General features: G+C 52.6%; 22 protein-coding genes. 12 read left to right on the top strand and 10 right to left on the bottom strand.

From position 1 onward, the window contains the following. Positions 1-20: 20 nt before the first annotated feature. The 6 genes from MES37_RS07430 to flgA all read right to left on the bottom strand — a co-directional run bounded on the left by MES37_RS07430 (position 21) and on the right by flgA (position 4,448). Positions 21-695: a response regulator gene (locus MES37_RS07430; RefSeq protein WP_064544146.1), complete on the bottom strand. Its 675-nt coding sequence runs from the start codon at positions 693-695 to the stop codon at positions 21-23. A gap of 293 nt (positions 696-988) precedes the next feature. Continuing rightward, positions 989-1,420: a flagellar protein FlgN gene (locus MES37_RS07435; RefSeq protein ID WP_064544147.1), complete on the bottom strand. Its 432-nt coding sequence runs from the start codon at positions 1,418-1,420 to the stop codon at positions 989-991. A gap of 6 nt (positions 1,421-1,426) precedes the next feature. Next, entirely contained in the window at positions 1,427-1,825 is a 399-nt protein-coding gene (locus MES37_RS07440; protein ID WP_064544150.1) for a flagellar biosynthesis anti-sigma factor FlgM, read from the bottom strand. A gap of 161 nt (positions 1,826-1,986) precedes the next feature. Beyond that, entirely contained in the window at positions 1,987-2,238 is a 252-nt protein-coding gene (locus MES37_RS07445; protein WP_237930830.1) for a hypothetical protein, read from the bottom strand. Further along, positions 2,235-3,515 carry a motility associated factor glycosyltransferase family protein gene (locus MES37_RS07450; protein WP_064544153.1) on the bottom strand — a complete coding sequence of 427 codons (1,281 nt, stop codon included), beginning with the start codon at positions 3,513-3,515 and terminating at the stop codon, positions 2,235-2,237. Before MES37_RS07450 ends, MES37_RS07445 begins: the two co-directional genes overlap by 4 nt. 141 nt (positions 3,516-3,656) lie before the next feature. Next, positions 3,657-4,448 carry a flagellar basal body P-ring formation chaperone FlgA gene (gene flgA / locus MES37_RS07455; RefSeq protein ID WP_237930832.1) on the bottom strand — a complete coding sequence of 264 codons (792 nt, stop codon included), beginning with the start codon at positions 4,446-4,448 and terminating at the stop codon, positions 3,657-3,659. Positions 4,449-4,551: 103 nt separating this feature from the next. Here flgA and flgB point away from each other — a divergent pair, with 103 nt between their 5' ends. Genes flgB through MES37_RS07515 form a run of 12 tightly spaced genes read left to right on the top strand, consistent with a single transcriptional unit; the run spans position 4,552 to position 14,736 of the window. Further along, entirely contained in the window at positions 4,552-4,938 is a 387-nt protein-coding gene (gene flgB, locus MES37_RS07460; protein WP_064544156.1) for a flagellar basal body rod protein FlgB, read from the top strand. A 41-nt stretch (positions 4,939-4,979) separates the two neighbouring features. After that, complete coding sequence (flgC, locus tag MES37_RS07465) at positions 4,980-5,411, top strand: flagellar basal body rod protein FlgC (RefSeq protein ID WP_064544159.1); 432 nt, start codon at positions 4,980-4,982, stop codon at positions 5,409-5,411. Then, positions 5,411-6,271 carry a flagellar hook assembly protein FlgD gene (locus tag MES37_RS07470; protein ID WP_064544161.1) on the top strand — a complete coding sequence of 287 codons (861 nt, stop codon included), beginning with the start codon at positions 5,411-5,413 and terminating at the stop codon, positions 6,269-6,271. The genes flgC and MES37_RS07470 overlap by 1 nt, the downstream gene beginning before the upstream one ends. Next, positions 6,268-7,491, top strand: coding sequence for a flagellar hook protein FlgE (gene flgE, locus MES37_RS07475; protein ID WP_064544163.1), 1,224 nt, complete (start codon positions 6,268-6,270; stop codon positions 7,489-7,491). The genes MES37_RS07470 and flgE overlap by 4 nt, the downstream gene beginning before the upstream one ends. Next, on the top strand, positions 7,491-8,228 hold the full coding sequence (gene flgF, locus MES37_RS07480) for a flagellar basal-body rod protein FlgF (protein ID WP_064544166.1): 738 nt from the start codon (positions 7,491-7,493) through the stop codon (positions 8,226-8,228). The genes flgE and flgF overlap by 1 nt, the downstream gene beginning before the upstream one ends. A 22-nt stretch (positions 8,229-8,250) precedes the next feature. Continuing rightward, complete coding sequence (gene flgG / locus MES37_RS07485; RefSeq protein WP_064544168.1) at positions 8,251-9,036, top strand: flagellar basal-body rod protein FlgG; 786 nt, start codon at positions 8,251-8,253, stop codon at positions 9,034-9,036. A gap of 8 nt (positions 9,037-9,044) precedes the next feature. Further along, positions 9,045-9,728 (top strand): flagellar basal body L-ring protein FlgH, encoded by a 684-nt coding sequence (gene flgH, locus MES37_RS07490; protein ID WP_064544170.1) that lies wholly within the window; start codon positions 9,045-9,047, stop codon positions 9,726-9,728. 14 nt (positions 9,729-9,742) lie between these two features. Continuing rightward, positions 9,743-10,834: a flagellar basal body P-ring protein FlgI gene (locus MES37_RS07495; protein WP_337927075.1), complete on the top strand. Its 1,092-nt coding sequence runs from the start codon at positions 9,743-9,745 to the stop codon at positions 10,832-10,834. A gap of 11 nt (positions 10,835-10,845) precedes the next feature. Further along, positions 10,846-11,292, top strand: coding sequence for a rod-binding protein (locus MES37_RS07500; RefSeq protein ID WP_133522914.1), 447 nt, complete (start codon positions 10,846-10,848; stop codon positions 11,290-11,292). 14 nt (positions 11,293-11,306) lie between these two features. Next, positions 11,307-12,668, top strand: a complete 1,362-nt coding sequence (flgK, locus tag MES37_RS07505; protein ID WP_064544175.1) for a flagellar hook-associated protein FlgK — start codon at positions 11,307-11,309, stop codon at positions 12,666-12,668. Positions 12,669-12,728: 60 nt separating this feature from the next. Continuing rightward, positions 12,729-13,652: a flagellar hook-associated protein FlgL gene (gene flgL, locus MES37_RS07510; RefSeq protein WP_064544177.1), complete on the top strand. Its 924-nt coding sequence runs from the start codon at positions 12,729-12,731 to the stop codon at positions 13,650-13,652. 4 nt (positions 13,653-13,656) lie between these two features. After that, positions 13,657-14,736, top strand: coding sequence for a hypothetical protein (locus tag MES37_RS07515; RefSeq protein WP_237930835.1), 1,080 nt, complete (start codon positions 13,657-13,659; stop codon positions 14,734-14,736). Between the two features lie 111 nt (positions 14,737-14,847). Here MES37_RS07515 and MES37_RS07520 read toward each other — a convergent pair whose 3' ends face one another. From MES37_RS07520 to MES37_RS07535, 4 genes are read right to left on the bottom strand one after another with little or no spacing between them, the layout of a single operon-like run. Further along, positions 14,848-15,807 (bottom strand): flagellar motor protein MotB, encoded by a 960-nt coding sequence (locus MES37_RS07520; protein WP_237930838.1) that lies wholly within the window; start codon positions 15,805-15,807, stop codon positions 14,848-14,850. Beyond that, positions 15,804-16,661, bottom strand: coding sequence for a flagellar motor stator protein MotA (motA, locus tag MES37_RS07525; protein ID WP_064544183.1), 858 nt, complete (start codon positions 16,659-16,661; stop codon positions 15,804-15,806). Before motA ends, MES37_RS07520 begins: the two co-directional genes overlap by 4 nt. Next, complete coding sequence (gene fliA, locus MES37_RS07530; protein WP_133522916.1) at positions 16,661-17,392, bottom strand: RNA polymerase sigma factor FliA; 732 nt, start codon at positions 17,390-17,392, stop codon at positions 16,661-16,663. The genes motA and fliA overlap by 1 nt, the downstream gene beginning before the upstream one ends. Positions 17,393-17,405: 13 nt before the next feature. Next, positions 17,406-17,861 (bottom strand): flagellar basal body-associated FliL family protein, encoded by a 456-nt coding sequence (locus MES37_RS07535; RefSeq protein ID WP_064544185.1) that lies wholly within the window; start codon positions 17,859-17,861, stop codon positions 17,406-17,408. Positions 17,862-17,882 lie beyond the last annotated feature (21 nt).

Below are 17,882 nucleotides of genomic sequence, written 5' to 3' on the forward strand. Positions count from 1 at the left end.
AGGGTGCCTGGCTGCTGTGCTTAGTTGCATGGGAGATTAAAGATATAACCCTGACGACGGATAGTGGAGATCGGTTGGATGGTTCCCTCTGGATCCAGCTTTTTGCGTACCCGGCTCACCATCACCTCTACGATGTTTGGATCCCCTTCACCATCTCCGTACAGTTGGTCAAGCAACAGTTGCTTGGAAACCACCTGGCGGGCGTTGCGCATCATATACTCCAGAATCTGATACTCGAAGCTTGTCAGTATCGTCAGTTGACCGGCGATGCTCAGTTCCTTGCGGGAGAGATCCAACTCATAATCACCAGCCTTGACCTTAGGAGAGATGAAACCGGCACTGCGCCGAACCAGGGCGTTGAGCCGCGCCAATAGTTCTTCTTTTTGGAAAGGTTTGACCAGATAGTCGTCAGCCCCGGCTTGCAGGCCTTCCACTTTGTCTTGCCAGGTGCCACGGGCAGTCAACACAATGATGGGGAATGAAATCTTGAGCGCTCTCACTTCTCTGATGAGTTGCAAGCCGTCCATTCCGGGCAAACCGAGATCAACGATGCCCACATCGATTGGGTAGTCTGCCGCATAATGCAATGCAACCTGAGCACTGCCAGTGCTGTGGACCTGGTTGCTGGTTTCGGTCAACAAGGTGGTGAGGTGATGATTAAGCAACTTGTCGTCTTCGACCAGGAGAATTTTCATATGACACAAAACATAAGGAATATTGTTAACAATTTAAAAGGTTAAAATGGGAGGTGTCAATCCAGAATTTGAGTTAAGTCTGGAGCAAGCAATACCACTTAAAAAGCATGGATATACTATTGCCTGTGGGCTTTTTGGCTGAATTGACTGCCGCTAGTTAATCGTTCCACTCAACTTCGCTACAGTTGTGATGTTGTAAAGAATATGTTCCTGTCTGTGACCAGTATCGCTTATTTAGCAAGCTAGTGGTTGGCTACTGTTGTAGCGCCGGAAATAAAAGAGCTGGCCGGACATCAGGTTGCTGGTTGGTAAAAATTTTCCTCGGTGTTAAGCAGTTTTCGTATCAACAACTGTTGATTGGCCAGCAGCCGGCCATTGTGGTCATTGAGCTTTTTGCAGCGAATGACACTGGCTTCCAGTTGCTGCCATTGGGCCATCATTTTGTCTGATATAGCGGTTGGCAGTTTGCAGGCCAGCCGTTTCAGATCGTCACTATTGGCCTGCAATCCAAAAGAGTGCAGCAGTTGAACACGCTGATTGGCCCTCATACGCAAGGTATGTAACAGTTGAACCTGTTGTTCATTGTTGTGCTTGATTGCCGGGTTATTGCGCCGAATAAGATTGCTGTTTTGTTCCTTGAGCAACAGTTCCATCTGTTGATAGGAAACAACATCCTGATGAATATCGACAATCAGCTGGCGGACTCGAGCGTTCGCATTACTCAAAACGGTTTATCTCCCTTGGTAAAAGTCCATCATGGCTCCCGCCAGGTCGTCACTGTCTATGGCCATTTTGCCATCACGGATCATTTCCATGACGTTGGCCACTTTAGAATGGTCAATATCGGGAAATTGGTTAACTTCACTGGCAAGTGCTTGGGTCAGCGCTGCGGACACGGGGACATTAATCGGTACTTCGGCCGGAAACTCTGAAGGCGGCAGCGTATACGGTTCTTTATTAGCGTCCTTCGAATTAGTTTTTTGATCGATAGGGGCTTCTGCCGGCGCATTGACCTGCAGGGGTTTGTTGTTTTCACTCGCTGCGATCTCAGAGGCGACAGTCTGAGTTTGCTTAGCGTAAGTACTTTGTAGCGAACTCTCGGCAAGGCTACCTAGTGACGTAATATTCATAATTAAACCACTCGAACAAACTGACAAAATGACATACTGCCTGGCACCGCGATGCCAAATCAGCACTTTCTAAGATTAGATAAGCGACCGTTGTAAGGTCAGACTTTAACTATCATTGCATTTTTTTAATAAAAATCTTCAAAGTGCTGCTTTTCATCGCACTACACCTGATCTGAAAGAAGATGAAGTAGTTCATATTCCAACCAATCGGCAAGACCGAGCCAATCTTCCCGTTCCTGACAGGCGAGTATCGCCGACATTATTTGCGGTAACTGCTGTTGTGTCGCTGGTGGGAGAGTAGGCAGTAGAGGAAGCAGCGACTTCATCAGGGGCGGAAGTTCCAATGCCGCATCCAGAGCCAATCCCAGACGGAATTGTCCTGCAAGCGTAATGAGCCGGGTCGAAATAGTCATGAGGTGAACTCCGGATGATAGCGGCAACCCGAAATGGCAGCACCTTCGCGACTACCATTCCAGAAACTGACCTCGGGATGAGTAGCGATATAACGCTCAAGCTGAATACGGTAGCCTGTGAAACTCACGTTGGTGCTGATGCGTTGATCGTGTCCATTGAGCACCCAATGCTTCGCTTGCTCAAGCGTGGTATTCAGTGCGCCAACGTCCCAACCGGTATGGGTTTTCCCTCCCGGGAAAGCAAAGTCCGCACCCAGCAAGGTAATCTCACCGCAACCCATTCGTACGGCCAGATCAATGGCTGGATGGATAACGCTTCCTCCTGAATTAAGCAGTGCTTTTGGTAGCACCTTGCGCAGCGGTTGGTAGAGCGGGCTGCTGGAATACGCCGCGAGGCGCTTTCCACGCCAGGCCATCAGTGTTCGGGTGGGGACCAGGGGGAAATAGATTAGCCCACAGTCTGAGGGCGGAAGTTTTTCTTCATCAATAAGATGGTCGATAGAGACAACCCAATCAGGCCGGATATTGTGAGCAAACAGCGCCCGGCATGCGGTATCGACGGCAATCAGCAGCGGGCGATCCGCATGGTGTTGCAGCACCTGTAAGCGGGGGATATGTGACTCCAGGGTTGGGCCGGCCCCAATGACTAACGCCTGGCAACCTACCGCGCTATTGAAGAGCGAAGCGACATCACCATCCCGTTTCAGCAACCGTTTATTGTCGGCGATCCGTTGTCGTAGCATGGGGAAATGCTGTTGGTAACGACGGTTGGTATGCGGAAGCGTTATTTCCCTGGTGAGGCGATCCCGTATCCGGTTTGCCTTGTCTTCAGCCAGATGCAACTCGGCGGGTAAGGCAAAGAAGGGCAGACGGATCTCCTCTTCGCTGTCGGCCAGCGCCAGACATACCCTGGAGTCTTGCAGCCAGTCCTGTTGCTCCATGACAGAAAGGGAGAGCAGAAACAGGGCGCGGTTCATGATGAAAACATGAAGGCATTCCAGAGTGGAACGCAGAAGTAGTACGCGCGGCAAGTCACCCAGTCCAACACCGTAGACATTGAGCTGTGCCACTTCTGGTAGGCAATTGGCCTGAACCTGTGCCTCAGCCAGCCGGTTGTGGCGGCTGGTCAGTTGAACCCCATCGATCAACAGAGTGCCGCAATGCCCTTCCATCACATTCGCCGCTGACAGTGGGGATATCTGGTTGAGGGATTCTGCCAAAGCAGGCCAGCGGCGGGCAATGATAGCGAGGTGTTGGGTCAGGTGCGCTTCAGACATCGTTTATTGCTCTTAATGAAACTGCGTTCACTGATTCGCTCCAGACACAGGTAAGGCGACTCGGGGTGAATACAGCGCAGGCGGCACTCGTTAATGTACCGTTGGTTCGAGAATCATTAATTATGCAATATACATGCCGTTTTATTTGTCAGGGTCTTCAACCACTGACTCAGTCTGAATGAGTAACTGGCCGGGACCTGTTACCGAGGCGGAAATAATTTTTCCGCTAGTTCCATTTTTGACACTGATGATTTCCCCCCTCTGCCCGTTTTGCAGGGCTGTCCCCTCCATGGAAATAGACATCGTCCCATCGTTCATTGTCAGGCGCACATTATCGCCTTTGCGCACCAGCAGAGCCGCGGCGAGCATCTTATTACGCACAGGTTGACCGGCCCGCAATGGTCTCAGAGGCTGGCGGCCAATAGCCTGTGCGGGATCGATTAGTACATCGTCCTGATGAGCCGTCAGCAGGGTCTGGGTGACCGCGAGATCGCTTGCCTGCAAATAGTGTTCTGGCGAGAGAGCTGTCCTTGTAACAAGCACGGGCATCAATACCGAGATTTGGCTGCGGGTCGTCACCATCCATCCTGGAGAGTCCGGGCAACGCACTCGCAGAGGTTGTCGTCCAATCGGCAATTTACTCTGAGAGTCTTCCGCCTGATAGGGCTGCTGGCAGGGCGGAAGTTTACCGATCGCCTCAGGCACAGTTATTTCAATTTGCCATTGATAATCACGCCAGTTGACGCGTTCAGCGTGTTGTTTGAAGCGCTGTTGCCAGTAGTTGTGGACAAATAGCTTCAGTGCAGCGGGATCGACCCCCGGGGGGGATACTGCCGCCCCAACAGGTGCTGGGGCCTCTGTTGCAGGTGTGCTCGAAGCAAGACTGTTGGCGCAAAACAGCAATAGTGTGGCGGCGAGGCACAGACTCGACAAGCGCGCCGATCTCCCCTCAATTAGATGAGTGGAAATTATTGGCATGGAAATTGCTTTGGCTGTGTGTCGTTTCATCTCTACTGAACTATTAGGAGGAGGGTAGATGGGAATCAGTTTCGAAAAGGCGCTTGGAATTCACCCGGAAGCGCTCGACTTTCGCGTGGAGCGTAGCAGGGTCTTGGCCAGTAATCTAGCCAATGCCGATACACCGAACTATGCCGCACGAGATCTGGAATTTCGATCCGCTGTTCCCGAAGGAAGTGTTTCCTCTCCTGACGACATCGTCGCTCCTATCCCGGCAATGAGCATGACTCAGGCTGGATTGAACCTGAAATATCGCAACCCCCATCAGGTGACTCGTGACGGTAACACGGTAGAAGCGGGCATCGAACAAGCAAGGGTTGCCGAGAATACGATGGATTTCCAAACCAGCCTGAAATTTCTCAACAGCAAGTTCAACGGGCTTGCCACTGCGATTGACGGTAAGTAATCACTCAACATTAGACAGACAAGACGAGATAGAAACACGCCATGTCCTTCGGAAAAATTTATGACATCGCCGGTACCGCCATCAACGCGAATAGCCTGAGACTCAACACCATCTCGAGCAATCTGGCCAACGCCGATTCGATCAGCGGTAGCGAAGCAGAAGCCTATCGTGCTCTGAAGCCCGTATTTAGCACTATTTACAATGATCCGACCCTGAGCGCCACCGAGCGTGCTGCTTCAGCTGGGGTAGCCGTTCAGGGAATTGTCCAGACGGATCAGCCTGTGCAGAAGCGTCACGAGCCGGATAACCCACTGGCAGACGCTGAAGGCTATGTCTACTACTCCAACGTCAATGTGGTGGAAGAGATGGCCGACATGCTGTCAGCTTCTCGTAACTACGAGGCCAACGTCGAGATCCTGAATCAGGCTAAGAGCATGCAGCAGAGCCTGTTGCGTATGGGAGACCGGGTCTGATGAAAACGGCGGCTCTTAACCCTGTGAACACCTATCCGGGTAATCGCCTGCCGGGATCACAGAACATGCTGTCTCAGATTAACGGCATGGTGGCTCCAATGAGCGCCATGGCTACTCAGGCAAAGGCAACACCGTCGGCAGCGGGAACCCCTACTGCCACGACGACAAGCACGTCCACAGAGGAGCCAGAGGAGCCCACCGATGGTTCCGAAACAGGGGAAGCCCCTCCCCAGGTTGCCAACGTCTTTGTCGATCTGATGTTGGCGCAGTTGACCTATCAGGACCCCACCAACCCCGTCGATAGTACCGAATTCGTCACCCAGATGGCGATGTTCGCCCAGGTGACGAGTATGGAATACATGCGCATGACGATGAATGCGCTTTATGCCGTAGCGGAAAACAACCTGGTTGTATCAACCGAGCAGCTGATCGGCAATACGGTCACCGCACCTGATGACTCGGTCACGCTGGGCCCCGAAACCGTTCTGGAAGGGGAACTGCTGCTGGATAAGGACTACGACAACGTCAGCATCCGGATCTATGACGAATTTGACGCTGAAGTGGGCACGGTAACGCTCGGGCCGCAGACGGCCGGCGAGGTTGCTTTTGTATTGGATGGCAAGACGCTTGGCTTGCCTGAAGGTGAGTATCGCATTGAGGCCGAGACTGTCATTGGCGACGAAATAGGCACAACACCAACCTATTTCAGCGGGGTTGTGAACTCCGTGACCCTTAAAGGACAAGAGGGCTTGATGCTGGATGTTGAAGGGGTTGGCATGGTGCCGTTGTTTGATATTTCGAAAATTAGCGCTCCTCCATCCCAAGGAGGGGACGATACCACAGAGGAAACGAAACTATGAGTTACGCAATTTCGGTAAGTGGCCTGAACGCCGCCAGCCAAAGCCTCAATACCATCAGCATGGATATTGCCAACTCGGCAACGGTTGGATATATGGAGTCCACGACGACCTTCTCGGCCCTCTATGCAGGCGGCCAGGCAGCAGGGGTATCGTCAGGCTATACCACGCAAAACTTTTCTGCGTTAGGTACCACGACCTTCACCGGACGTGACCTGGACATGGCGATCACCGGGGATGGTTTCTTTATCACCCAGGGTGCCGACGGCCAGACCTATTACACTCGTGCTGGCAACTTCCACCAGGATGAAGATGGCTATATCGTCGATAGCAACGGTAACCGCGTACAAGGTTATCCGGTCGATGAAAACGGCAACATCATGAGCGGGCAACTGGACGATCTGCAATTAGATAACGGTTCCATGCCGCCGATGGAGACCAGCGACGTGGATCTGGGAATGAACCTCGATCAGAACGCAGAGATTATTGACCGCACAACCACGACTTTTGATCCATCTGACCCAAACAGCTATCACAGCACTAACTCGACTGTGGTCTATGACTCTATGGGCAACCAGCACACCGTTTCCCAGTACTACACCAAAACGGCGGATGGTTCCTGGGAAGTACAGGTTTATATGGATGGTCAGCCTGCAAACGGTTATTGCACCCCTCCGGGTCCGCAGACTTTGCAGTTTGACACTGACGGCAACTTAGTTTCCGGCGGCAATTTTACCCTGGACATTCCGCTAAATGATCCTCTGCTTCAGGGCGCTGGCGCCATGAGCATTGAGGTTGATCTGACCCAAACCACTCAGTATGCGGTGCCGTTCAGTAACCAACTTAACTCATCCAATGGTTACCCCGCGGGCGATCAGACCGGTGTGACGGTGGATGAGTACGGCAATATCTATGCGACTTACTCCAACGGCGAGACGATGCTGCAAGGGCAAGTTGTGTTAGCGACCTTCCCGAACCCGGAAGCTCTGGCAGTGGCGGACAACACCAGTTGGACCCAGACCTCAACCTCCGGTCAGCCACTCTATGGTACCCCGGGGACTGGCGTCTATGGCGGAATTGAGTCCCAGTCGTTGCAAAACTCCACTACCGACGTGACGGGCGAAATGGTTTACATGATGGAAGTGCAGCGTAACTACCAGGCCAACACCAAAGCTATCGCAGTGCAGAGTCAGCTTGATCAAGTACTGATGCAGGCCATCTGATGGATAAGCTGATTTACACCGCCATGAGCGGCGCTAATCGCAGCATGCTTTCCCAACAGGTACATGCCAACAACCTTGCGAATGTGAATACCACCGGTTTTCGTGCCGACTATGAGCGTGCCCGCAGCTATGCGGTTGGTGGCGATGGCCTGGCTACCCGACATATGGCCGTCCCTCAGGGGACGGGCAGCAAGTTTGCGCCAGGTCCGCTGGAAAATACCGGCAATGAACTGGATATCGGTATTCGTGGAGAAGGCATGCTGGCTGTGCAGGTGAATGGCCAGGAGCGCTACACCCGCGCTGGCGCTATGCATATCGATGAGAACGGCATCTTGATGATGGGCCAGTACCCGGTGCTCGACATGGATGGTCAGCAGATTGAAATCCCCGATCACCGATCGCTCAACATCACCGAACAAGGGCGAGTCAGCGTGGTTCCCGACTCAGGGGGGGAGGTGCTGCTGGAGGTGGCAACACTCAAGAGGGTGAAGCCCGAGCTGACAAACCTGGTCAAAGATGCGGATGGTTTTTTCCAGGCCAGAATCGGCAATGCTCCCTTGCCGGCGGATGATTCCGTACCTGTGGCGAGCGGTTTCCTGGAGGCCAGTAACGTGAATCCGGTTGAAGAGATGGTCGCCATCCTTAACACCAGCCGACAGTTTGAACTCCAGGTAAAGATGATGAAAACCGCGGAAGAGCTTAGCCAGGCTTCCACCCGTTTGATCCGCCCAGCCTGATAATTAATGAAGTGAGAAAGTAATGCAAGGTACCCTTTTTGTTAGTCAGACAGGTCTGACTGCTCAAGACGCCAAGATGACGGTTATCTCCAACAACCTGGCCAACGTTAACACCATTGCCTTTAAAAAAGATCGTGTGGCATTCAACGATCTCTTCTATCAGAAGCAGTTTCAGGCTGGTGCCCAGATGGATGCTCAGAACCAGCGTCCAAGCGGTTTGCAAATCGGCACTGGTGTCCAGGTGGTGGGCACCCAGAAGATGTTTCTGCAGGGCAGTGCCCTCACAACCGGAGCGGAGACCGATGCCTCCATCGTCGGTAAGGGCTTCTTTCAGATAGAGATGCCAGACGGTACCACGGCCTATACCCGTGATGGCCAATTCCATGTTAACAGCGACGGTACACTGGTGAATGCCGCTGGTTTGCCACTGATTCCCCAGATCACTATCCCTGAAAATGCGACGGGCCTCAGCATTGGCACAGACGGGACGGTTTCTGCCGTGGTTGCAGGTTCAGCAGAACCGGAAGAGCTGGGCAACATTACATTGGCCAGTTTCATCAACACCGGGGGGCTGGAACCTATCGGCGGTAACCTCTTCCTGGAAACGCAGGGATCCGGTGCACCTAACGAGGGTGTCCCCGGTGAAGACTATTTCGGCACCATCAAGCAAGGAACGCTGGAAGGGGCTAACGTCAACGTGGCACAAGAGATGGTAGACATGATTGCGACTCAGCGTGCCTACGAGATGAATGCCAAGGTGATGACAGCGGCCGATGAGATGCTGCAGACACTCAACCGGATGCTGTAAGGATTAACATGAACAAAGGGTCTAAATGGTGCGCTCTGGTGGTAATGGGGTTGTTGATACAGGGATGCTCATCGCCTTCCTCAGACTCGCAAGGCCAGCCGGAAGAGGAGAGTTTTGCCCCTCCGCAACTGGAATCCCAGCCGGTCACCTATGCGAGCCAGGGTACCCTGTACAACCGTAGTTACGTCATGACCCTGTTCCAGGATCGGCGTGCTTACCGGGTTGGCGACATGCTGACGATCACCCTGGATGAGAAAACATCCTCCAGCAAGAAAGCTGACACCAGTTACGGCAAGAGCAGTGATGCTTCTGCAAATGGGGATTCGACAGGAAGTTCAGGGACGACGAAGCAGGGATCGGGCAGCGTCAGCGCGGACCGCAACTTCGATGGTAGTGCCCAGAGCTCTCAGAATAACTCATTGCAAGGGGCCATCACCGTGGTGGTCGCCAGTGTGCTGCCTAACGGCAACTTACAGGTCAAGGGGGAGAAGTGGCTCAAGCTTAACCAGGGCGATGAGTATATCCGTTTGAGTGGGTTGGTACGCGTTGAAGACATTGACGGTCTAAACCGTGTCTCTTCCCAGCGTCTGGCGGATGCCCGCATCAGTTATACCGGGCGAGGCACGATGGCCAATAGTAACAATCCAGGTTGGTTGACCAAGTTCTTCTACAGTCCCTGGAGTCCAATCTAACCATGAGGCAAAGCATGCGCATTATGTTGATATGTTGGCTGGTTCTGTGGCCTGCATTTGTGCAGTCTAAGGCGACGCCACTGCTTAACCTGGTGGAGATCGGCGGAGAGCGAAAGAACCAATTAGTCGGCTATGGACTGGTTGTTGGTCTGGATGGTTCGGGCGATCGCAACCAAGTGACCTTCACGGCGCAGTCGATGAGCAACATGCTGCGCCAGTTCGGCATTCAGGAGGAGAATCAGGCCAAAACCAAGAACGTCGCGGCAGTCTCCATCCATGCCGAGATCAGTAATGTGACCTCCCCAGGTCAAATCATTGATATCACTGTCTCTTCAGTGGGCGATGCCAAGAGCCTACGAGGAGGAACTCTATTGCTGGCACCTCTGTATGGGGTGGATGGCGAAGTCTACGCTTTCGCCCAGGGTAACCTGGTGGTGGGAGGTGCCTCAGCCGAAGGGAGTGACGGTTCCAGTGTCACCGTGAACGTACCGACGGTGGGCAGGATCCCGGGTGGTGCAGTCGTAGAGAAGGCCGTCCCTTCTCAACCCGCCAATAATGGCTATGTCAACCTGAACCTCAAAACACCTAGCTTCAATTTGTCACGCAATATTGAACAGGCTATCACCGCCCGGTTTGGCGCCGGTGTTGCCTCAGCCTATAGCGCGGGCTCAGTGCGGGTCAGAGCACCATCCGATCCCAGCCAACGGGTGAATTTCATCGCGATGCTCGAAGAGGTAAAGATTCAGGAGGGCCGTGTGCGCCCGCGTATCGTACTGAACAGCCGCACGGGCACCGTGGTGATGAGCGACACTGTCTATGTGAGAAAAGCGGCAGTAACGCACGGCAACCTGACGGTAGCCATAACTGAAAATACCCAGATCAGCCAACCGAATGCTCTGGCGGAAGGGACCACGGAGAAAGTGCGACGCTCCACGGTGAACATGTCTGAAGCAAAGCCGCGGATCACCGTCATGCCTGAAGGAACCTCGCTGGATAAAATCGTCAAGTCATTGAACGAATTGGGCGCTACACCCAGCGATCTGATGTCTATTTTGCAAGCGTTAGATGAAGCGGGTGCGCTGGATGCTGACCTTATCGTCATATAAAGGGGAATGAAATGAAGCCTGTCGATCGGCCAGAGAGAGCCTATTACGATTTGCAATCCCTCAACAATATCAAGCTGGAGAACCCTCAGGAGGCGCTGGAGCAAGCGGCTTCCTTGTTTGAGACGCACTTTCTCAAGACAGTACTCAAGCACATGCGCGATGCCACCGATGCACTGGCGTCCGAAGATTCACCGTTTTCCAGTGATACTCAGCGTTTCTATCGTGAACTGGGCGATGAACAACTCGCTCAGCGGTTGAGTGCCCAGGGCTCATTCGGTCTGGCCCATATGCTGGTCAAGCAATTTGGCCAGACACAACCTCAGGAAAATACATTTAAGCCTGAGGGGAATAAGGTCGCTCTTAATGAGAAGGAGAACACGTCTGGTAGAGCTGAGTTAGAAGAAGGGCTAAAAGCCTATGCCAGCCAGGACAATAACCCTCATCAATCGAGTGTGTAGCGAGAGTAAAATACATGAGTAATATGTCGCAGATAGGGATGTCTGGCTTGCAGGCATCGCAGGCCTGGCTGAACGTGACTGCCAGTAACATCGCCAATGCCAACACGCCGGGTTACAGCCGGCACTCGCTGATGACAACCACCAACGCCGACGGCACGGTGAGTATCGATGGCGTACAACGAATTTCCGACCAATACCTGGTGGCTCAGGCATGGGATGCGGGTACTGAAGTGGGCTACACCGGTGCCTATGCAGGCTATATGCTGGCTCTGGAAAACACCTTTGCGACCGATGGTGGCAATCTGGGGATGGGGCTGGATGGTTATTTTGCCGCACTCAGTTCTTGCATGGCTGATCCGGGCAACACCGCCTTGCGCGAGGACGTACTCAACACGGCTCGCGAGCTGTGCAACCAGATGACTAACATTGACGGCAACCTGGAAAACCAGATTGATCAGGTCAACAAGTCGATGCAGGCCATGGTGCAGGAAGTGAACTCCCTGACCAAGCAGATTGCAGATTTGAACATGCAGATCCAGGAAGGGATGACCTCAGGGCAGGATGTCAGTGCCTTACAGGATCAGCGTGATGTGGCAGTACTCCAGCTTTCCGAAATGCTTGATGTCAGCGTGATCGACTGTGGTGACGGCACTATTCAGGTCACTTTGCCACAGGGACAACCGCTGGTGAGTCAGGGAGAGGCCGCTACCCTCGGTTTCAGTTCAGGTACGCAGCCTTCAGATGGCAAGCTGGAATTACAATTCGGTGATGATGTTTACTATCTTAATCCGGATATCGGTGGCGCACTCGGCGCGACCTACGAATACTATCAGGAAGAGTTGATCCCAGCGCAGGCCTACGTCGACGAGTTTGCACAAGAGTTCGCGGATGCCATGAACAGCTGGCAGGTGGTCGGCTATGATCTCAATGGCAACCCAGGTAAACCGATGTTCACCTACGACCCAGCGGATCCGGCTGGCACCATCGAGGTGGCCGATGGCTTTACCAACGCCGATCTGGCTTTTGCCTCTTCGCCGACTGGTGGCGCGGGTGACAACAGTAATCTGCAAAACATGCTTAACGTGCAGAATCAATCCTTCGTGTTCGACTCACTTGGCGGCGGTTCTTTCAGCTTAAACGACAGCTATAACGCTGTTTATAGCCATGTTGCAAGTGCGGCATCTAGTGCGCGTGAGGCCTACGAGATGGCAATGTCCACCATGGAGCAGGCCTATTACTCCTGGTCATCAGTGAGTGGGGTTAACATGGATGAGGAAGCGATGAGCCTGATGACTTACCAACAGAACTATGTCGCCAACGCTCAAGTTATTGCGACGAGCGATGAGCTGTTTGCCACCGTCATGAACATGTTCTAACGACTGTCTCTCCGGCCTTTTGGCGGGGGAGAGGGTCTGACAATCTTGTGAGAAATTCCTATGCGTGTAAGTTCCAACATGATGAACACGACCATGTACTCCGCAATGGTCAAGTCAAACGTCAGTTACTATGAGACGGCAGCCAAGATGGCAACGGGTAACCGCATGTTGCGCCCATCCGATGATCCTCTGGCCGCACGAGCCATTCAGGATCTGCGTCACAGTGAAAACCAGATCAATACTTACATGGATAATCTCAATAACCTTGAGTCTATTTTCATGTCGGCCGACAGCTATCTGACCCAGATGAACTCCATCTGCGATCGTATTACCGAGATTGCGATCAACATTGGTTCTGGTACAGCCTCGCCCGAAGAACTGGAAGCCTATGCTGCCGAGTTGAGTGAACTTAATGAAGCACTGGCGCTGCAATGCAATGGCACTTCACCGACCGGTTTTTATATGTTTGGTGGCAATGTCACTGATAAGCCGCCAATCGTCGAGGAAACAGATCCGGTCACCGGTGATACCACTTGGGTCTACCAGGGCGACACTGGCTCACGCCCGGTACCGATCGGTGAAGGCACAACTATCGAATCAGCCTTCAGCCCGTTTGCTGACCTGTTTGGTACGGGCGACGACATCTTCAATACCATTGATGATACCGTCGATATTCTGCGTGATCCTAACTCTACACCTGAACAGATTGCTCAGGCTTCTGATGAACTGCTGGTCTCCGTTGGCGAATTCCAGGATGCCGTCAACATGCAGTTGGCTGAACTGGGTGGCCGCATGAACATGGTCGATGATGTACAGCTTTCTCACACTGATGTCCTGATGTTCAATCAGCAGTTGCAAGGGCAGTTTGGTGATCTGGATTATGCTCAGGCGGCGATGGATCTCTCTGAGTCAGCGGTTGCTCTTCAGGCCATACAGAAAACTTATCTGGACATGTCTCAGATGAATTTATTCCAGATGATGTAATGATATGAAGGTTGTTAATTCTTCCCAGCGCCTCGGTACTCTCGATGGGCTTCAGAGGAGGCGTTTTGCGACGCCTCCGAGCTCTTCCTCCGTTGACGCAGGAAAAACGCTCGAACTGGAGCAGCTACCGCCTCCATTATTGCGTCCTCTCCCTGGGCGCTATGACTTACATCGTTTTTGGGCTCAGGTAGGTTCTTTGCAGCAGCAAGCAACGGCTGTGCAGATTACGCTCCGCGCTCTGTTGTTAGTCAGGCAAGGGTTGCGCGACTTGATGCGACTCTTCGTTGGTATCAGAGAGTCAGGCTCATTCAAGGGATGGACAACCCAACTGCAAGAGCAGAAGCGGTTAGTGGCCAGGATCCCTTTTCAGACCCACTACAGTAACCTGCGTCTGTTGACCCAGGAGTTCCGCCCGGCATTGCTCGGTTATCAGGATATTCGTGAGTTTTCAATCGCGGGTCTGAACCTGTTGGCTCCTGCTGGACGGGATGAACACCTTGAATTGATATTACTGGGAGGACGCCCGGTCCGGGCGGGTCTAAGCATCAAAGGGGATTCGCTCCAGGATGCGCGAGTTCGTCAGGTCGGGCGTGCTTTTGCCCGAGTTGGCATCCGATCTCGAGCCAGTGAAAAGAGCGGGATGGCGTTTAGCGTGCCGATTGAGCAGTGGAAGAAGGTCAACGGGCAGCTTTATATCCGAGGTGGTGGCGTTCGCATCCCGACCGGTGAACCCATCAAGCTACAACTGGAGCCTGATATCTCCTGGCGCGAAGTGGGTCTGTGGAAGTTGGGCAATGAAGAGGATATCGCACTGGCGGAGAGCCGGATCGTGAATCTTGATCGCGAGATTGAGTCGCATTTCTTCATGCTGCAACAAATGCAGAGACAATGGATGGGGCAACTTCAGGTTCAACCCAACGATCTGGGCACCAGGGAACTTGATGGCCTGATGGACCAAGTTATAGCCTGTTTTGTCAAAGAATCATCTCACCCTCTGATGCTGTTCACGACTCAGGCCAATGTGCCGCGCGGCACAGTACAAAGTATTCTGGCAACAGCGGATGAGCGGCAAGAAGAGTATTGATGTTGATATAAAAAGGGAACCGTAACCGGTTCCCTTTTTTGTCTCAGTCTGAATGACAAACTTCCTTCGTAGGTCGGATTAGCGCAGCGTCATCCGACAACACTGAACCACTTAGCTCGCTGGTGGGGCTGATGTGGCAGGAGCAGATGGCTCAGACGCTGGGCCCTGTTTGAACATATTTTTCAGCTCCTTTTCTCCCTTCTCGGTCAGGATTAATATCTCTATTCGACGGTTGACCGGGTCCAGCGGATCCTTGCCTTGAAGCGGCATGGTGTCGGCATAACCAGCCAATTGAAGTACGCGATCAGACAACATGCCGTTTTGCACCAGTATGTGTCGTGCTGAAATCGCGCGCTCTGTCGACAGTTCCCAGTTGGAGTAGAAGGCATTGTTAAGTGGCGTAGCATCGGAGTGGCCACTGATCATCACCTTGTTGTTGATCTTCGAGAAGGCAGGGGCAAGGTTGCGTAATATCTTAACGAAATAGTTGCTAAGTTGACGGCTGCCGCTGTCGAATAGCGGCTTTTTAGCCTGATCCTGGAAACGGACTCTGACCCCTTGTTCAACCACCTCGATAACGACACTGTCGCTGACCTTCATCTCCTGAATGGTCTGGGTTAACTCTGTGGCCAGTTGGCCGAGTTGTGCCTGTGATTCGTAATAGGAGGCTAACCTTGAGAGGGCTTCCTTTTTTTCCTCGTCTGACGCATCCGTTGAGCTCTCTTCTTCTTTCTTAGTCGAGGAAGCGCTCTCAGTTTTCTCCTGCAGCGTGTTACCGCCTGCCCCTTCTAATATCGAAGAGGCACCATCAAATTCAACAATTTCATTAGATTCCACGGCACTTGCCATCTGTTGGCGCTGTTCTTCTGTGGTTGCCCCCATGATCCAGAGTACCAGGAACAGCGCCATCATGGAGATGGCGAAATCGGCGAATGCAACTTTCCAGGCCCCTTTGTGAACGCTGCCGTTCACTTTGGTCACCCGTTTGATAATGATCGAATTCTTGCGCTTCTTCTCGGAATCGCCATTGTTAGCATTGCGTTTCTTATCGGAATCGCCAATGTCACTCATTGCGCCTTGCCCTCTTCGATCCAGGTTTCCATTACGGAGAAGGTCGGTTTATATTTTTCTGGGATCATGCGGCGACCGGCGTCAACAGACATCAGTGGTGACTTACCAGCAGCGAAGTTGATCAATACTTCACGACAGGCATACAGCAGGGTCATATCGCGTTCTACCGTGGCTTTCATCGCTTCTGACAGCGGGCTGAGCAGGCCGTAGCACATAAAAATACCGAAGAAGGTTCCTATCAGTGCACCTGCGACATTAAGGCCAACAACCACGATACCGGCATCGATTTTGCCCATGGTGATGACGATGGCCAGAACGGCTGCCATGATACCAAAACCGGGCATAGCTTCGGCGACACCACCGACAGCCACAGAGGCGGCGAGGCGTGTCTCCACCATCGCGGCAATCTCTTTGTCGAGAATCGCTTCCAGTTCGTACCCTTCTATTTTTCCCATCGAAAGTAGGCGCAGGTTATCGGTAAGAAAGGTGACCAACTGGAGTTCATTCAAGATCAGGGGATATTTGGCAAAGAGAGTACTCTCTTGAGGATTCTCGATATGTTCGTCCAGGTACTTGAGACCCTGGCGCTTGGTGTTTTCTAAGACTTCCATGGTGAGCAGGATGAACTGCTGGTACAGGTCTCTATCATCATGTTTCACGAAGGCCCGCCTGCATTGGGAGCCGATGTCTCGCAACACTTCTTTGTCGTTGGCCAGCAGTATCGAACCCGCTGCAGCACCCAAAATAATGACGTATTCGCTCGGCTGCCAGAGCATGCGCAGTGAACCACCCGCAAATAGATAGCCGCAGATGACCGTGACCAGCACCACCAGGATACCGATGATTTTTAACATTAATTCAACTCCATTTCATTTTGTAATATTGCTTGCAGGCGGGATACGGCCTGCTTGTGCAACTGGCAAACACGGGCTTCGGTTCTCTGCATGACGGCCGCAATTTCTTTCATGTTGAGTTCGTGCTGGTAGTAAAGGCTTAGTACCAGACGATCAGGCTCCGGCAACTGTGCAAGGGCCTGCCCTAGCCAGCGTTGCTTATCCAGCACTTCTGTGGTGTCGCGGCCCGCTGGATGGTAATGCGGCTCTTGCTCCAGTAAGGTTTCCAGGCTTTGCAGGGTATTGGCGTGAGTATCCTGCTCCAGGGTTCTCAACTCATCAGCGGTGATCCCCATTTCTTCGACCAGTTCATCCGGTTTGGGTGAACGACCAAGACGTTGGGTGAGTTGGCGGGTGATGTCATTAAGCCGATGAGCCTCCTGGCGGACACTACGTGAACGCCAGTCAAGTCTCCTTAACTCGTCGAGGATGGAGCCTCGTATTTTCTGTTTGCAATAGATCATAAAACCGTCATCCAGCTGGCCTGGATAACGACGGAGTGCATCCAGCAGCGCCATCAGACCGAGCTGGACCATATCCTCTCGCCCCATGACGGGACCCGCATGGCTGCGTAGCTGATTGACCAGCTTGTGGACGAGAGGGAGGTACTGCCGAAGCAGATTACTCTCAATATTCTTGCGTTCCTGGAGCTGTTCAAAGAACGCGGTATTGCTGGTGGCAAACATCGGCATCGTGGCAACCTATTTATTGCAAAACCATCTTGCTAAATTTCACGTCCAGCAGCTTGATTTCGATCTTGTACTTGACCAGAGCCACCGTCAAAGCAGCCTGAACTTCACTTTGCAGCGCGCTAAAGTTTTTCGTGTCCTTGAGCTGGCTGAAGGTTTTTTCGGCGAAGACTTCAATAATGATGTTGCGTAGCAAAGGGTCCAGTTTTTTGAAGGTCTCGATGGCTTTAGGATCGAAACTGGTGAGCACGACATCAACCTGAGCGTGATGAACCTTGGCTTGACCTGGTTCCGGCAGAGTTAACAGCACCTTTTCAATGCTGTAGATCTGTAGTTCGGGGGCTGGCTCTTTTTTGCTGGTTTCAGACGAGCCAATTAATTTTTGCACTCCTTCCTTCCCGCCGAGGGCGACAAAGCCCCCAACGGCAGCCAGCAAGACAACGAGAACGATAATGATGATATTTTTTGCCATGGGTATAGATCTCATTCCACA

The sequence above is a fragment of the Buttiauxella sp. S19-1 genome, from assembly GCF_022134725.1.
Taxonomy (GTDB): domain Bacteria; phylum Pseudomonadota; class Gammaproteobacteria; order Enterobacterales; family Enterobacteriaceae; genus Buttiauxella; species Buttiauxella ferragutiae.

Coding starts and splice junctions, on each gene's coding strand:
- MES37_RS07515 (WP_237930835.1), top strand. CDS start 13,657: ATGAAGGTTGTTAATTCTTCCCAGCGCCTCGGTACTCTCGATGGGCTT.
- MES37_RS07500 (WP_133522914.1), top strand. CDS start 10,846: ATGAAGCCTGTCGATCGGCCAGAGAGAGCCTATTACGATTTGCAATCC.
- flgG (WP_064544168.1), top strand. CDS start 8,251: ATGCAAGGTACCCTTTTTGTTAGTCAGACAGGTCTGACTGCTCAAGAC.
- MES37_RS07470 (WP_064544161.1), top strand. CDS start 5,411: ATGAAAACGGCGGCTCTTAACCCTGTGAACACCTATCCGGGTAATCGC.
- MES37_RS07450 (WP_064544153.1), bottom strand. CDS start 3,515: ATGTCTGAAGCGCACCTGACCCAACACCTCGCTATCATTGCCCGCCGC.
- MES37_RS07445 (WP_237930830.1), bottom strand. CDS start 2,238: ATGACTATTTCGACCCGGCTCATTACGCTTGCAGGACAATTCCGTCTG.
- motA (WP_064544183.1), bottom strand. CDS start 16,661: ATGTTAAAAATCATCGGTATCCTGGTGGTGCTGGTCACGGTCATCTGC.
- MES37_RS07520 (WP_237930838.1), bottom strand. CDS start 15,807: ATGAGTGACATTGGCGATTCCGATAAGAAACGCAATGCTAACAATGGC.
- flgH (WP_064544170.1), top strand. CDS start 9,045: ATGAACAAAGGGTCTAAATGGTGCGCTCTGGTGGTAATGGGGTTGTTG.
- flgB (WP_064544156.1), top strand. CDS start 4,552: ATGGGAATCAGTTTCGAAAAGGCGCTTGGAATTCACCCGGAAGCGCTC.
- flgK (WP_064544175.1), top strand. CDS start 11,307: ATGAGTAATATGTCGCAGATAGGGATGTCTGGCTTGCAGGCATCGCAG.
- MES37_RS07495 (WP_337927075.1), top strand. CDS start 9,743: ATGCGCATTATGTTGATATGTTGGCTGGTTCTGTGGCCTGCATTTGTG.
- flgC (WP_064544159.1), top strand. CDS start 4,980: ATGTCCTTCGGAAAAATTTATGACATCGCCGGTACCGCCATCAACGCG.
- MES37_RS07430 (WP_064544146.1), bottom strand. CDS start 695: ATGAAAATTCTCCTGGTCGAAGACGACAAGTTGCTTAATCATCACCTC.
- MES37_RS07535 (WP_064544185.1), bottom strand. CDS start 17,861: ATGGCAAAAAATATCATCATTATCGTTCTCGTTGTCTTGCTGGCTGCC.
- MES37_RS07440 (WP_064544150.1), bottom strand. CDS start 1,825: ATGAATATTACGTCACTAGGTAGCCTTGCCGAGAGTTCGCTACAAAGT.
- flgL (WP_064544177.1), top strand. CDS start 12,729: ATGCGTGTAAGTTCCAACATGATGAACACGACCATGTACTCCGCAATG.
- fliA (WP_133522916.1), bottom strand. CDS start 17,392: ATGCCGATGTTTGCCACCAGCAATACCGCGTTCTTTGAACAGCTCCAG.
- flgE (WP_064544163.1), top strand. CDS start 6,268: ATGAGTTACGCAATTTCGGTAAGTGGCCTGAACGCCGCCAGCCAAAGC.
- flgF (WP_064544166.1), top strand. CDS start 7,491: ATGGATAAGCTGATTTACACCGCCATGAGCGGCGCTAATCGCAGCATG.